At 43.5% G+C, this 14,461-nt stretch carries 12 protein-coding genes; 5 read left to right on the top strand and 7 right to left on the bottom strand.

Translation table 11 applies throughout. The annotated features are described in order from the left end of the window. Nucleotides 1-70: 70 nt before the first annotated feature. The 3 genes from ABDV94_RS04175 to ABDV94_RS04165 form a co-directional block, all read right to left on the bottom strand. Complete coding sequence (locus ABDV94_RS04175) at nucleotides 71-3,154, bottom strand: ATP-binding cassette domain-containing protein (protein WP_343605023.1); 3,084 nt, start codon at nucleotides 3,152-3,154, stop codon at nucleotides 71-73. A gap of 188 nt (nucleotides 3,155-3,342) precedes the next feature. Further along, the gene (locus ABDV94_RS04170; RefSeq protein WP_343605022.1) at nucleotides 3,343-3,765 is read right to left on the bottom strand and encodes a hypothetical protein; all 423 of its coding nucleotides are present in this window, start codon (nucleotides 3,763-3,765) and stop codon (nucleotides 3,343-3,345) included. Between the two features lie 10 nt (nucleotides 3,766-3,775). Next, complete coding sequence (locus ABDV94_RS04165; RefSeq protein WP_343605021.1) at nucleotides 3,776-4,663, bottom strand: hypothetical protein; 888 nt, start codon at nucleotides 4,661-4,663, stop codon at nucleotides 3,776-3,778. Nucleotides 4,664-4,996: 333 nt separating this feature from the next. Between ABDV94_RS04165 and hemB the strand changes: the two genes are divergently transcribed. Then, nucleotides 4,997-5,968: a porphobilinogen synthase gene (gene hemB / locus ABDV94_RS04160; RefSeq protein WP_343605018.1), complete on the top strand. Its 972-nt coding sequence runs from the start codon at nucleotides 4,997-4,999 to the stop codon at nucleotides 5,966-5,968. A gap of 68 nt (nucleotides 5,969-6,036) precedes the next feature. Here the strand turns inward: hemB and ABDV94_RS04155 are convergent, their stop codons facing one another. From ABDV94_RS04155 to ABDV94_RS04145, 3 genes are all read right to left on the bottom strand, one after another. Further along, nucleotides 6,037-7,032: a hypothetical protein gene (locus ABDV94_RS04155; protein WP_343605016.1), complete on the bottom strand. Its 996-nt coding sequence runs from the start codon at nucleotides 7,030-7,032 to the stop codon at nucleotides 6,037-6,039. Between the two features lie 75 nt (nucleotides 7,033-7,107). Beyond that, nucleotides 7,108-8,049, bottom strand: a complete 942-nt coding sequence (locus ABDV94_RS04150; RefSeq protein ID WP_343605014.1) for a hypothetical protein — start codon at nucleotides 8,047-8,049, stop codon at nucleotides 7,108-7,110. Nucleotides 8,050-8,167: 118 nt separating this feature from the next. Beyond that, the gene (locus ABDV94_RS04145) at nucleotides 8,168-8,728 is read right to left on the bottom strand and encodes a hypothetical protein (RefSeq protein WP_343605012.1); all 561 of its coding nucleotides are present in this window, start codon (nucleotides 8,726-8,728) and stop codon (nucleotides 8,168-8,170) included. Nucleotides 8,729-8,899: 171 nt separating this feature from the next. Here ABDV94_RS04145 and ABDV94_RS04140 point away from each other — a divergent pair, with 171 nt between their 5' ends. Further along, entirely contained in the window at nucleotides 8,900-9,556 is a 657-nt protein-coding gene (locus ABDV94_RS04140) for a hypothetical protein (protein WP_343605010.1), read from the top strand. Nucleotides 9,557-9,721: 165 nt separating this feature from the next. Here ABDV94_RS04140 and ABDV94_RS04135 read toward each other — a convergent pair whose 3' ends face one another. Continuing rightward, on the bottom strand, nucleotides 9,722-11,311 hold the full coding sequence (locus tag ABDV94_RS04135; protein ID WP_343605009.1) for a hypothetical protein: 1,590 nt from the start codon (nucleotides 11,309-11,311) through the stop codon (nucleotides 9,722-9,724). An 87-nt stretch (nucleotides 11,312-11,398) separates the two neighbouring features. On the opposite strand from ABDV94_RS04135, the gene ABDV94_RS04130 reads away from it, so the two are divergent. The 3 genes from ABDV94_RS04130 (at nucleotide 11,399) to hisG (ending at nucleotide 14,460) form a co-directional block, all read left to right on the top strand. Continuing rightward, nucleotides 11,399-12,919, top strand: coding sequence for an NAD(P)H-hydrate dehydratase (locus ABDV94_RS04130; RefSeq protein WP_343605008.1), 1,521 nt, complete (start codon nucleotides 11,399-11,401; stop codon nucleotides 12,917-12,919). A gap of 57 nt (nucleotides 12,920-12,976) precedes the next feature. Further along, nucleotides 12,977-13,258, top strand: coding sequence for a hypothetical protein (locus tag ABDV94_RS04125; RefSeq protein ID WP_343605006.1), 282 nt, complete (start codon nucleotides 12,977-12,979; stop codon nucleotides 13,256-13,258). A 344-nt stretch (nucleotides 13,259-13,602) separates the two neighbouring features. Continuing rightward, nucleotides 13,603-14,460 (top strand): ATP phosphoribosyltransferase, encoded by an 858-nt coding sequence (hisG, locus tag ABDV94_RS04120; protein ID WP_343605004.1) that lies wholly within the window; start codon nucleotides 13,603-13,605, stop codon nucleotides 14,458-14,460. Nucleotide 14,461: the final 1 nt, after the last annotated feature.

Raw genomic sequence — 14,461 nt, 5'->3', positions numbered from 1 at the left:
TACGTCCGGTTTAGCCGCACACTTGAACTGACATTACGGGATGTGTTGAAAACACACGAGTGTTATTTTTCTATGAAATGCTTCGGGACCTTCTTGCTTTGGAGAACAATTCCAGGAATTTCCGGAGCAGGTCATAATAAAGTGTGATAATCAGCAAGATTGTCATTCCCCAAAGAACCATGACATTCGCCAGGAAAGTACTCATCGGGATTCCGAACCAGTATTTTTTGTAGGCGTAGAACGGTGCGTCCAGCAGACGGGTGTTCTTCGGATCGATGTAAAGCGGATCGTCTTTTTGAATCAATTCGTTATCCGTCACAATGATTTTCTGTACCTCTGTGCGGTTGGTTACCAAATCTTCCAGGCTTTCATTAACATAGGCTTCCTGTGATTTTTCGTATGCTTTTTCGCCCATCTGAACTACCAAACGGTCCAGTTTTTCGGTTGCTTCGTTGTATGACAGGTTGTACTGCTTTTTCATCATTTCGAGGAATCCACCGATGTCGTACTGCACTTCCTGTACCGATGTTTTTCCCTTTTTCAGGGCCGTAACACTTTCAATACATCCTTTGCATTCCAGTTTGTCCCACAGGTTGATTTCTTTCCTGATTTCATTTGCCAGGATGCGTTTTGCACGTTCAAAATCCACCAGAGAAGACTTTTTATCTGCTAAAATGGTCAGTTGATTCTTCATTTCCGGAATCCAGTAATCCCGTTTCCAGCTGGCGTTACTTTGCTTCTGGTGCAGGTTGAACTGCATCCGCTCATGTTCGTTGTCCGAGGCCTGAACAACCGCCAGTGCTTCGTATGCCCAGCGCGATGCCATGGCATTTCCAACCCACGGCACTTCGTTATTCGCGGAAAAAATCGGGTGGAGTTTGTCGAATTTCACGATTACCCCGGAAAATAATAACTGAGGAATGATCAATAACGGTACAATGATGTAGATGACTTTTGCGGAATTGAACGCACTGGAAATGTTTAATCCGAGTACATTGGCCATGCAGGAAGTGGAGAAGAGTACCACCCAGTATTCCAGCCAGAGTCCGTGGATTTCCAGGATCAGGTTTCCGATTAGCACGAATAACGCGGTTTGCACAGCCGAAATGATGAACATGATCAATATTTTTGACCACAAATAGGAGCCGAGGGAGAGATTCAGGAAACTTTCACGCTTCAGAATCTTCTTGTCTTTGATGATTTCTTCCGCTGCAACGGTTAATCCGAGGAAAAGCGCTACAACCACTGAAATGAACAGGTATTGCGGAATGTTCTCGTTTTCGTAGAATACGTAGTCTTCATGTCCTTTGCCGTCTGAGTTAAAAAACTTTACGAAGAAAGAGAGAATCGCGGCTAAAACGGGGGCTTCCAGCATGTTGATAACCATGTACTGGCGGTTCGCCAGCTTGCTCAAAACGTCTCTCAGGAAGAATACCTTGAATTGCCTTATCTTATTGGCAATGTGTGATGTACCTTTGATTGGTTCAATAATCTCTTCAATATCAGGTGTTTTGTAGTCAGATAAGTATCGTTCGTTCCATTCTTTCGGACTGACTTTCCGTACCTTGGTTTGGTTTCCGTACTCATCCACCACTTTGGATTCGATGATATTGAAAATCTGTTCCGGATTCACGTTACCACAAACCGGGCATTCCCGTTCATTGGCATTGACATGGTGCACGTGTGTTTTGAAGTAAACCACTGCATCAATCGGGTCACCGTCAAAAACCGGGTAGCCTCCCTGGTCGAGAATCATCAGGCGGTCAAACATCTTGAAAATCTCGGAAGACGGCTGGTGAATGACCACAAAGATCAGTTTTCCTTTCAGGGAAAGTTCTTTGAGCATATCCATGATATTCTCCGAATCACGGGAAGAAAGTCCGGAAGTAGGTTCATCTACAAACATAACCGCCGGCTCGCGGATTAATTCCAGGGCAATATTCAGTCGTTTGCGCTGTCCTCCGGAAATGGTTTTTTCCAACGGGCTTCCGACTTTCAGGTTTTTGGCATCGCTCAAACCGATATCGGAAAGCAGGTCCAATACTTTTTTCTTTAATTGTGATTCAGATAAATCATTGAAACACAATTTGGTATTGAAATACAAGTTTTGAAAAACGGTCAATTCGTCGATCAGCAGGTCATCTTGTGAAACAAAACCGATCACACCCTCCAGTCGTGATTTCTCACGGTGAAGGTCTACTCCGTTGATCGTAACGGCTCCGTGAGTAGGCGTGTAGTTCCCGTTTAAAACGTTCAGGAAAGTTGATTTTCCGGCTCCGGAACCGCCCATTACTCCAACCAGTTTCCCGGATTGTTCAATGAAATTGATTTCGTGCAGACCTACTTTTCCGCTGTTGAAATGGAATTGCAGGTGATCTGCCTTGAATGTGATTTTTTCCTGGTTGGCATCGTTGAGAAAGCGGGAGATGACATCGCTGTAATAAATCGGTGCAGATTTGTTGGTGCGAAGCGAAGATCCCTGGTTCAGGATATGACGGCGGAAGCTCGAAACAATCTGGCCATTCAGCACCAATTCTCCCTGGCCGAAATATCGGAAAAACAAAATGTTGACACTGTCGATGCGAATCACGAGGATAGCTCCTTCCAAACCATCCTGCCGGATGAATTTTGCCTGCTCGAGATGCATTGCCTTGTCGCTGATGTACATGAAATGCTCGTCGTCCAGGATTGTTTTCTGATTTGCTTCAACAAACGCCTTCAGCTGCTGGTATTCGAAATCAGGAATATTGAATGATTCCGAAACGGTGTGTACAAACTCCTGCTCCTGTTCGTGAACCTGGTCGTTTGCATGGATAAAGTCGAAAATTCGGAGCAGTACGATCATTTTCTGTCGCTGCGTCAATTCTTCATTGATTTGAGCACAGATGCGCAAAACTTTCACCGAGTTTACGGATGTTCTTTTGCGCTGACCGTCTTTTTTACCGGATCCCTGGTGGTGGACCAGCAGAAACTCGTCAAAAAGCTGGATGTATCTTTGGAGTAATTCGTCGTTTAATTCCGTACGCAGAAATGCTTCCACGATCCGGCGCCCGTTGGAACTTTCGATAGCTTCACTGCTCGGGTCGGTGACTTCATCAACTTTCGCAATAATAGCGAATAACTGCATTAGAGCGCGGAGTATGCGTTCACTCATGCTATATCGGAGTTTAGTATGCCCTGCGCGGGAAACAACGGGTTTTGTACTGAAAAGGATAAATCGTCAAAAAGGTTCAAAAAGGACGAACCTTCTGAACCTTTCAAAGCGTGTATGTTATCTGTACTAAGCGGAAGAAACCTTTTCATTTCCGGTCAAGGCGTAGAATTAAGTACTCGTTTTTTTGTTTAGCGTTTGAATCCGATCATCATTACGGCACACCCGGTGATTTTCTTGTCCATATCCAATTCTGTTTCCACAATGACAGGGATCGTTCTTGGAACTTTGAAATCCCAGTAATTGGAGTTTTTAAATTTACGGTTGGTGAACAAGATATTTCCGTCGAGATCTTTCACGGTAAAAATGACATATTCATCGTCTTTTCCTGCTGTAGTAGCGATGCGATACGTTGTTCCGCCGAAAAAGGTTGTTTTGAATTCTGCTTTCTCGCGATCCAGGAAAGCGGTGTAAACCTGTCCGTCTGAAACGAAATTCTGTTCTTTTCCTTTGAGGATCTTTTCACAATCCTTTACGAGTGTTTCGCAATCTTGTGCTTTTACTCCAAATCCGACGAACAGGGTAAAAATGCTATATAGGGCTATTTTTTTCATATGGCTGCTGTTATTCGGTTACTTTTGATCGGATCGATTCAATTTTCTGATTGATAAAGTTCAATACGTTGGAATCAATTGTCACCACGGTTTTGTGTCGTAAAGTGGTTGTTTTTGCTTTTGCATTCGTCACCGGCTGGTAGAATTCGTATTTGATACTGATCTGATCAAAGTAGAATTTCAAATCTTTCATATCCTTGATCAATTCATCCCAGGCTCCTTTTTTATTGTAATCGCTCAACAAGGCAACAATCGTATTCAATGTTTCGGTTTGTTCTGCGATGCGATCCAGGATTTGATCATTGGCATGTTCCTTATTGATGTTACAGGCAATGTACATGGATTCGATCCATCCTCCGACCAGGATCAGTGCAGAAACGCTCTTACGGTTGTTTGACTTCAGGAAGTTGTCTGATTTTTTAAAGGCATCTGAAACAATGACCATCATGGAATCCTTATTGGTCGAATTCTTTTCGAAACGTGTCATGAAATCTTTATCAAAAGCACCTTCCAGCCCTAATTTACTGGTTAGTTTTTCGATGGTCGATAAGTATTTCAAGGCTGTGCTGTTCTGTTTGTAGATCGAAACATAGCCTAAATCTGTTCCGTAAATCCCCAGGTTCAACGCTTTTTTATACTCAGAAGTATAATCATCCACCTTTCCGAGGTCATTCAATAGGTATTCGTTGTAAGGAGCTTTGGATTCTTCCAGCAGAAGCGCCATCTGCATCGGGGAAGGAATACTGAAGATTTTGTCGTCGAATTTTGCGTTCAAAGAACTGTTGGGATCAGTTACTTCCTGGCTTATTTCCGGCTTTTTTTCTTCTTCCGTACCACAGGAACTGATTAGCAGCACAACACCGGTACATAGGGTGAAAGTAGTTAATAGCTTATTCATAAGTTGCATCGTTTCTCTTCGTTAACATGTAGACGAAAATATACAAAAAAATGTTAACGGAAGTTTGTTGTTAATAATTCTGAACCAGAATTGTTTAAAACGCTGATTTGAGCGAATAGTTCCGGATTCTAATTAAATTTGTGTCGCGAAATGAGAATATCGGTGAAGGTCTGAAAAAGACTAAGGTTTTAGGCCGTTCTCGATACATCCCGCACATGTCAGTTCGAGTGTCCGACTCCTTCAGTCGGACGTATCGGGAACAACAGGCGGGATACTCGAACAGACCCGTGAAGCAACGTTTTCACGCATTTTCAGAATATAAAAACGTATTATATGAACATCCGTCCGCGCAGAAATCGCAAAAACGCAGCAATCAGAGCCATGGTTGAGGAGACTCAATTAGGTCCTCAGCACTTGATTTACCCGATTTTCCTGAAAGATGGGAAAAACATCCGGGAAGAAGTTTCGTCTCTTCCGGGAAATTTCCGCTGGAGCATGGATCAGCTGCTTCCTGAGTTTGAAAAATGGATGGAACTGGGAATACGGACGTTTGATCTGTTTCCAGCGGTGGACGAACACCTGAAAGATCAATTGGGAAGCTACAGCTACGCGGATGAGAACTTTTACCTGCACGTCATCCGTACGCTGAAAGAAAAATTCCCGGAAGCGGTTTTGATGTCGGATGTGGCGCTGGATCCGTATTCTTCTGACGGACACGACGGAATTGTCATTGACGGAAAGATTGTCAATGACCCGACACTGGAAATCCTGGGGAAAATGTCTGTTGCGCAGGCGCAGGCAGGAATCGATATCATCGGGCCGTCTGATATGATGGACGGACGGGTAGGGTTTATCCGCGATGAATTGGACAACGCCGGATTCCAGGATGTTTCCATTATGTCCTACACGGCAAAATATGCCAGTGCGTTTTACGGTCCTTTCCGCGATGCGTTGAACTCAGCTCCGAAGAGCGGCGATAAAAAAACATACCAGATGAATCCTGCCAACAAGCGCGAAGCATTGATCGAAGCGGAACTGGATGTGGCAGAAGGTGCAGATTTCATTATGGTTAAACCGGCTTTGTGCTACCTGGATATCATTCATATGCTGAAAGAAAATTTTGCAACTCCGGTAACGGCTTACAATGTGAGCGGCGAGTGTGCTATGGTGTATGCAGCAGCTAAAAACGGCTGGCTGGATTACGACCGCACGATCATGGAAATGCTGTTGAGTATTCGCCGTGCGGGAGCGGATGGTATTTTGACGTATTTCGCTCCGGACGCAGCGCGATTGATGAAGAAATAGTTAAAAGTTTGACTGTTTAAAAGGTTTAATGTCAACTCCTTGAGCTTTTAAACCGTTGCAACTTTTTGTTATGGATAGGTGTATCGTGTGATCGCGAAGTAATCATCGCCACGCATGTTGAATCCCTGGGAATGCTGTTCGCGAAGCAAGCCGTTTTCGTGATAGAACAAGTGGATGATTGATCCTTCGTACGTTTCGTATTTATCGTGCAGGATGATACAGCTGATTTGTCCTGCTTTGTTCCATTGAAAAACCAGGGAATCAATATCTCCGGTTCCTTTTGTCCGCACGATTTTAATCAGTTTATCGCCTTCGTATTCATATTGCATGCGCAATGCAAACAGGCTCACACTGTTTCCTTCCGCCCGGAATTGGGAAGAAATGAGTCGTCCGCGATCATCGTAGGTGTATTGCGTAGAAGAGTCAAACCGATACCCTTCGAGGCGGAAACGCTGGCCTTCTTCTTCATAGAGGATGCGGTGCTGCTCGTCAAATAACTTAAGTGTTTCGCGGCAATTACCATCCTGAGACAGTGTAAGCTGTCGTTTGCCGTTTTCGGTGATATACGTAATGGATTCCAGCCTTTCGGAATACAGACTTTTTGAAATCCATTTCATTAGAATGGTGTCTCCGCAAGTCTCATAGATAAAAGAACGGGTATTATTACCGGAATCAATCAGGATTAATGAGTCATTGTCGTCGTAAAAACACTGGGAAGCATACTCCACCTTTCCATCCGGTTTGTAATTGAGTGTTCGATCGACTTTTCCCGTTTGGGTGTAGGTTCTGCGAAAGCTAAGATATTGCAGGCTGTCTGCCAGTTTGTATGTCGCAATGATTCGGCCCAATGAATCCACTTCCGTAATCGGCTGATAGGCACGCAAAGTTGTTTTTCCGAAATCGCAGACCTCGGTAGTGAGCATGTATTTGGAAATACCCAGTTTCCCCATTCGTTCATGCTGCATCCGATCCAGCAGTTCCAATAGATGTAATCCTTGAGCACGTGCCGGCATCACTCCGGAAACGGTTAGTAAAATAAAGATACAGGTCGTTTTGTAAAACATGAGTTTTCAGTTCGTCGGATGTTATAAGCGGAAGTTTGTTTTTGGTTACGCTCTAGAAGCATGAGTTCATGAGGATTAAAAATCAAAAGTCCATTTTTTGCGCTCTTCCAGTTCTTCCTGCGTAAACAAAATCCGGTGTTCAGGGTTCTTCGGGTAAAAAGGATTCTGAGATTCAAACAACTCGCCATCATCCAGGAACCAGTCTAATTGCAGGTCTTTGATTTTTTCCTGATCCAGTTCTCCGGGTTTGTAACCGATTGAAACATATCCTTTGTCTGACAGGTTTTCGCAACATTCGCATTTTTTGTAATAAACGGCTTCATAACCACATATCAAACAGAATTCAACCTGGCTGAAATGTATTTTGATATGATTTCGCAAGCCATAATTGAATGGGATGGACTCCTGGAGAAGTCTTTGAAGAAGTTCGCCGTAACCACGCATCGAATCGTGCACAAAAAGCTGGTCATCATCATTCCAATCATTCCGGGGAAGAACACCAGGTCTAAATTTCAACCAAAGACATGTGTACTTCTGGTCTTCGTCTGTAGATATATTCGTAATGTCAGACCACCAATACAAAACATCATTTATCATGAATCCATTTGGATCGAAATGGATGTACCGGGTGTTTTCCAGGTGGTGTTCTCTACAAAGAGTTTGTTCCCAGCCCCGATGACGGTTTTCTCCCCGTTCACCACAGATTTCACAAATATGACGTGATCTCGATTCATATTCTTCGATGAGATCATCGTATTTATTATCGGTGTAAAACCGGAGGGAAGCATACTTTTCTTTGATGCAGGAAACCCGTTTGTCCCAGCCAAGTTTATCGAGTTTCTGGATTAACTCAATCACCAATGGATACCAGCCAGCATATATTTGAAGGGTTATTCTATTCAGATCCGCCAATTTTTCCAGGTCGTATGCGTTGATCTGGTCATTGATCACGAAATCTTCCAGTAAGGTACATTGCTTATTCAGAAACTCCACCTGATCATATTTCGAATGGATCACGATGGGCATTTTTAACGGATCAAATTCCGGTTCAGACTCGGTTTCAGGAACTATTTTCTTTTCTGATTTAAAAAGGCCGGCTAATTTTCTGAAAATCATAGATGCAAATGAACGGAAATTAATTCGAAACGATGGTACTCAGGAATTCTTCCAGTATTTTTTCTCCCCGGAATTCTTTCAGGAAATGGGTGATGGAATTGTCTGTTTCAATTCCGTATTCGGTGTAGTCCTCCCTGGAGTAGGTGACAAATCGCCTGCCTTTCAACTCCGAAAGGGTGTAGTTGATGTAATTGTTCTTTTTGGTATAACCCAGTTCATACGTGGTTTGAAAAACCGTGTCGGGCGGCATGGAATCTTCGGATGAAACGTATTCTTTGTCTGTTTGGAGCAGCAAGGTATTCCCGAAAGCGAGGTAATGCCCTTTCACATAGACATCGCCTCCGAGACAACGCTCAATGTAAATAAACGAGGTACTGTCCACAAACGCAAGATCACTTGCACAACAATCACAAGCCGCAATGATATCCGCATTAACAGAATCAATTTCCGGCCCTATGAAAAACACTTTCCCGCTCATATCAGCACTTGCGGGATTAATTTGAGGGAGTGGAAGCTGAAAATGGGGTTCTTGTTTTGCTGATTTGGCACAACCGGTATGCAACGCCAGCAGTATGGTCATTACGCAAAAGAGTTTCATTGGATAGTGTGTTTCATTCCTTCAAAAATACGGGATTGAATCGTTTGTTCACGGCTCTTTCGGTTTTTTAACGCTGTTTTCTATATAATTGACACGTGAAAATTGATAAGTGAAAAGAAAGGCAGGTATATTTGTTCCCTCTTTAGAAAAATCATGGAAATCTTTCAACCATACCAGACATTTCAAAGCAAAGACGAATTTGTGGATTTCACCACCTTGCTGAACGACCATCACATTGAGTTTGAAACCGAAGATTATCCGATTAATTTTATTTCAGATATCCGGAACGATCGTTTTTCGCACGAATACATCATCAAATTGAAACCGGATGATTTTGACCGGGTAGACAACATACAGGAAAAACTGGTACTGGCGCAATTAGATGATGTTCCACAGGATTATTACCTGTTCAGCTATTCCAATGACGAACTGATTGATATTCTGCACGCAAAAGATGAATGGAATCGCTTTGACTATGTGCTGGCGCGTGATATCCTGGATCAGCGGGGAGTCAGTATTACTGATCAGGAACTTTCACTCATCAATACAGATCGGATAGAGCAACTGGCCGAACCGGAGAAACACGCGCCGTTTTGGGTCACTGCCGGTTATATTTCTGCTGCTCTCGGCGGCTTGCTCGGAATCATGATTGGCTGGCACTTGTATAACGCCACGAAAGTACTTCCAAACGGGGTGAAGATCGCAGTTTATGCAGCAAAAGACCGAAACCACGGTTTCCGGATTTTCATCCTGGGAATCGTGATGCTGGTAGTTGCGCTTGTTGTCCGCGTTCTTTCAAATACACCGTAACTCATCAGCAGAGGATGATTTTGATTTTGTTGTGGAGCAGTATGTTGATGGTGAACATCTTTTGGATGCTGAAAAAGAAACCGTATCAAAAATACCGGCAGGCAACATTTCGCAAACTTCGCCTGGAAATCCGATGGCGCAGGTGGTAGTTAAAGGCATTGTGTATCAATGTGTTTTAACCCCGGGTAGCAGTTGCTGTAATAATACAAACTCCGCATTACTCAATTGTTTGTTGCCTCTGTAATCGGTCGGATTTGACTGAATCCAGAATTCTTTCAGGTTGTTCAGGTAGCAAATGTTCTTTGGAACCGTTTGGATCTTGTTTCCTCGTAAATACAGTTCCCGGAGCTCAGACAAATCACCGATTTGATCTGCGATGAATTGAATTTGATTCCTTTCGAAACGAAGTGTTTTTAACGTTTTTAATTGGTAAATGCAGGGCGGAATTTGCTGAAAATCATTGTGGTCAAAATCCAGGATCGTTAGTTTTTTCATCTGTGAAAGCGAATCCGGAAGGGTATTGAAATGATTGAAACTCAGTAGTAGGCTTCCAATCGATTGACTGTGCCAAATTGAATCAGGTAATGAGGAGAGCTGATTGTGGGATGCAAAAATACTTGAAAGTGTTTTCGATTGATGAATGTTTACGGGCAATTCCTCCAATCGGTTGCCATAGATAACCAGCGTTTGCAAACTAGCCATGTGCATTAATTCATTTGGAATTTGACGCAGGAGATTGTTGTTTACGATCAATTGTTTCAATGAATCCAGGCCGGACAAGGTAACCGGAAGAGTCGTTAGCCGATTGTTTTCAAGTGACAAATTGTTTAGTTTGTGAAGAGATCCGAAACTATCCGGCAGGGAGTTTAGGTCATTAAATGAAAGTTGCAGGTTTTTGAGATTAGACAGGTTTCCGAAGTGTTCAGGAAGTGATTGAAGTAAATTTCCCTGCAAGTAAATGATTTGAATTTCGGGAAGCCTGCAAAAACCTACCGGAAGCGAGGTCAGTTGATTGAAATTTGCTGAAAAAAATCGAAGATGAGTCAAGTTTTCAATAGTTTCAGGAAGTGTGCTTAACCTGTTTCCTGAAACATGTAGTTCTTCCAATTGGGATAAAGAACAAACAGAGGCAGGTATTGCCGTTAAGTTATGGCCAGTGAACCGGATTACCTTCAATAACGCAGGAAACTCTACCGAATCGGGGAGGACGGAGTAATGATTGGTGTTGATTTCCAATTCGACCAGGTTTCTGAATAACTTCAGAAAATCCAGTTGATCCGGTTGCGTAAGAGCTAAATCCAGGCTGTATACCGAATCGGGAGTTCTCAATGCTTCTCCCAGGTTTTTGAATACATGTAGTCGCAGGTAATTCAGCTTTTTGCAAACAACGCTATCAATTGGATTGAATGTGTATGCTTTCTCATACAAGGTCAGTTTGTTTTTCAATTCATATGTTTCCCGGTACTTGTCAGCATATTTCATGATAGTCAGGAAAAGAGGCTGGGGATCAATTCCGGGAGCATGTTGTGTAATAAAAGTCCGTTCTCTTTCAGCTGATGCCCGGTAATAGTTCATCGTTTTCTTTGAGCATAGCCTGGGATTGATTTGACGCGCCAATTGATAACTGAACTCAGCTTCGATAAAATCAGATGATTCACTGCAGCGTTCTGCACGAAGAATATGTGCGTGAGCAATTGAGTCCAGGTCTTGTGCCTGAAGCCGGAGAGAAAGAAATACGATTAGTAACCATTTCATATTACCTGATAAAACTGTGATCAAAAAAAGTTCAATTCTCATACACACATTTCAATTGATTTGTATCTTGTAAAAAAGGAATGTGGCATGCAAATTCTCTCTGCAAAACAACAAAAATACCTCGATGCATTTACCATTGAGAACGAACCTATTTCGTCAGTGGATTTAATGAACCGGGCGGCAAGTATTTGCGTGGAAGAAATCATCGGAGAGATCTTGAATAATGAACGAGTGACGTCGGTGGTTTTGCTCTGCGGAACGGGAAACAACGGGGGCGATGGTTTTGTCTTACTGCGTTACTTCAAAGCTGTACGGATTCCGGTAACGTGCTACCTCGTTCCCTTTGGAACGATGAGCGAAGATTGCCGGGTTCAGTACGAACTGGTCAAAGACAATGTCCTTATCTGGGACGCGGAGACAAATCCGGAGTGGGATGCACAGACACTCATCATCGATTCCATTTTGGGAATCGGGTCGAACCGTGCTCCTCAAAATGAATTGAAGCAGGCTATTGATTGGATTAATGGGGCAAACTGCCCGGTTTATGCCATTGACATGCCCTCCGGACTTCCTGCTGACGAACTTCCGACTCACCAAACCATTGTGCGGGCCGATAAAACGTTTACGTTTCACGCTCCGAAACTGACGTTCTTTTTACCCGAAACAGCCGAATATGCCGGAGAATGGAAAGTACTCGATATCGGTCTACTGCATCGTCCGGAACTGGAACAATCACCTTATTCAGTACTTCAGGTAAAAACAGTTAAAGAGTTGATTCCGAAACGTAAACGATTTTCACACAAAGGAACATACGGACACGCCTTACTCATTGCCGGTAGTGATGGGAAAATGGGAGCATGCCTGCTCAGTGCAGAGGCGGCACTGCGATCTGGAGTCGGATTGCTGACTGTTCACACGGTTTCACAAGGTAAGTTTCAACTACATACGCGGATTCCGGAAGCAATGGGAATTTGGGATATGAATGAACAGGAATTGAGCGGGGAACACCTGCCGGATTTGCAACCGTATGCAGCTATTGGAATCGGGCCCGGACTGGGAACCGGAGCAGGGACACTGAAAGCTTTGAAAAAAGTGCTGCAAGCGAAAAAGGCATGTGTTATGGATGCAGATGCGCTGAATGTATTGGCAGAAAACCCCGGATTGATGGAGGAATTGCACGAAAACTGTGTGCTGACTCCGCATCCGAAAGAATTTGAACGTTTGGTGGGGACTTCTGAAAATAGCCTGGATCGTCTGAATCGTGCGGTACAATTTACACAACGGCATGCGTGTATTTTGGTTCTGAAAGATGCCATTACGGCAATTGTACATCCATCGGGAACGGTTTGTTTCAATATCACCGGAAATCCCGGGATGGCAAAAGGTGGTTCAGGCGATGTGCTGACTGGAATGATTCTGGGATGCCTGGCACAGCGGATCTCGCCGTTTGATGCCGCCCGGATAGCCGTTTTTCATCATGGCCTGGCAGGAGATAAAGCCCGGGATGAAAAGGGGGAGTACGCCATGCTTCCGCATGATCTCGTTGCACATATCAAAATTGCACCTGCATCTATAGACGAATCAATTACGACTGTGAAAAGGAGCTAGGAATCATTGGATTCTGTCCCCATCTTTGCATACGTTTAACTTAAAATCGAAAACGATATGAAATTGAAACAGATCTTTTTATCCGTAGCATTCTTGTTAATCGTACAAGTTGCAAGCGCATTCACGGTTCGTTATTACAACCAGGATTCTAAAAGCTACTCCATGGAAGTTCGTTCCAACGGAACTACTCAGAAAATTGAGTTTAACGGTTCCACAACCAGTTCCACATCTGTTCAGACAAGTGCTTCTGAAGTAGAAATCAAAACAGAATGTGGTTGGGTAAAAGTGAAAGACGGAGCAAAAATCTCCATCAAAAACGGATGCATCAAAATTGAGTAATACCACCCGCTTAAATAAATCGAAAGCCCTGTTTTGCAGGGCTTTTTTTACATCTGAACAGTTCGGAACAGCTCCTGGTTTTGGGTGTCGATTTTGGATGAAACGGGGAGCTGTCAAAAAAAAATATCGATTTAGTTTGGTGGAGTAAAAATTCGGATTTACTTTTGACACATGAAAATGACATCCTTACATCATCATCATCGCATGCATAGCTAAGCGCTTTGGTGAGATGATGTATATCTATAAAATCTTTAACCCGCTTGGCAATCAGGCGGGTTTTTTGTTGTCATTTTCTTCGTTCAGCATCATTGAATCTCCGGTTGTCAGGCATTTCAAAACAATACATGAAACGTTTGATTATCGCGATCCAGAAATCAGGTCGCTTACAGGAAGGATCTCTTGAATTATTGAAAGAATGCGGTTTGAAAGTAGACTACCGCAACGGACAGTTGAAAGTGATTACTTCCGATTACCCGGCAGAAATCCTTTTTCTCAGAAACTCCGACATTCCGCAGTATGTTGCCGACGGAGTGGTTGATGTGGGAATTGTGGGTTCAAATGTACTCGAAGAAGAACCCAAGCATGTAGAACCCATATTAAACCTGGGATTCTCCCGCTGCCGCTTGTCTTTCGCTGTTCCGAAAACCTCTGAAATCAGCCAGGTATCTGATTTAAACGGAAAACGCATCGCTACATCGTACCCGAATTCGGTCCGCCGGTTTTTAGCACGTGAAGGTCTTTCTGCTGAAATCCACACCATTTCAGGATCGGTGGAGATTGCCCCTTCGCTCGATTTGGCGGATGCTATTGCAGACATTGTTTCAACCGGAAATACTTTATTTCAAAACAACCTGCGGGAAGTGTTTTCATTCCTCGAATCGGAAGCCGTTCTGATCAAAGGTGCGGATTTGGACCAGGAGAAACAGGAATTACTGGATCAGCTCGTTTTTCGCATTGAATCCGTTCTGGCAGCAAAAGAATTCAAGTACATTTTGTTGAATGCACCGAAACAACAACTCGATCGTATTTGCGAAATCCTGCCGGGAATGAAAAGCCCGACAATTCTGCCTTTGGCAACAGACGGGTGGATCAGTGTACATTCCGTAGTCCGGCAAAAAGAAGTGTGGCAGGTTGTCAGACAACTCAAAACGGCCGGCGCTGAAGGAATCTTAGTTTGTCCAATCGAAAAAATGGTTTCCTGAT

The sequence above is a fragment of the Fluviicola sp. genome (genome assembly GCF_039596355.1).
Lineage (GTDB): Bacteria > Bacteroidota > Bacteroidia > Flavobacteriales_D > Crocinitomicaceae > Fluviicola.
Note: the sequence above shows the minus strand (reverse complement) of the source record. Positions and strands in the feature narration are given on the sequence as shown.

What these genes read in the sequence shown, in the direction of transcription:
- ABDV94_RS04155 (WP_343605016.1), bottom strand. Translation starts at nt 7,032, where the DNA reads ATGTTTTACAAAACGACCTGTATCTTTATTTTACTAACCGTTTCCGGA.
- ABDV94_RS04130 (WP_343605008.1), top strand. Translation starts at nt 11,399, where the DNA reads ATGCAAATTCTCTCTGCAAAACAACAAAAATACCTCGATGCATTTACC.
- hisG (WP_343605004.1), top strand. Translation starts at nt 13,603, where the DNA reads ATGAAACGTTTGATTATCGCGATCCAGAAATCAGGTCGCTTACAGGAA.
- ABDV94_RS04145 (WP_343605012.1), bottom strand. Translation starts at nt 8,728, where the DNA reads ATGACCATACTGCTGGCGTTGCATACCGGTTGTGCCAAATCAGCAAAA.
- ABDV94_RS04140 (WP_343605010.1), top strand. Translation starts at nt 8,900, where the DNA reads ATGGAAATCTTTCAACCATACCAGACATTTCAAAGCAAAGACGAATTT.
- hemB (WP_343605018.1), top strand. Translation starts at nt 4,997, where the DNA reads ATGAACATCCGTCCGCGCAGAAATCGCAAAAACGCAGCAATCAGAGCC.
- ABDV94_RS04175 (WP_343605023.1), bottom strand. Translation starts at nt 3,154, where the DNA reads ATGAGTGAACGCATACTCCGCGCTCTAATGCAGTTATTCGCTATTATT.
- ABDV94_RS04165 (WP_343605021.1), bottom strand. Translation starts at nt 4,663, where the DNA reads ATGAATAAGCTATTAACTACTTTCACCCTATGTACCGGTGTTGTGCTG.
- ABDV94_RS04135 (WP_343605009.1), bottom strand. Translation starts at nt 11,311, where the DNA reads ATGAAATGGTTACTAATCGTATTTCTTTCTCTCCGGCTTCAGGCACAA.
- ABDV94_RS04125 (WP_343605006.1), top strand. Translation starts at nt 12,977, where the DNA reads ATGAAATTGAAACAGATCTTTTTATCCGTAGCATTCTTGTTAATCGTA.
- ABDV94_RS04170 (WP_343605022.1), bottom strand. Translation starts at nt 3,765, where the DNA reads ATGAAAAAAATAGCCCTATATAGCATTTTTACCCTGTTCGTCGGATTT.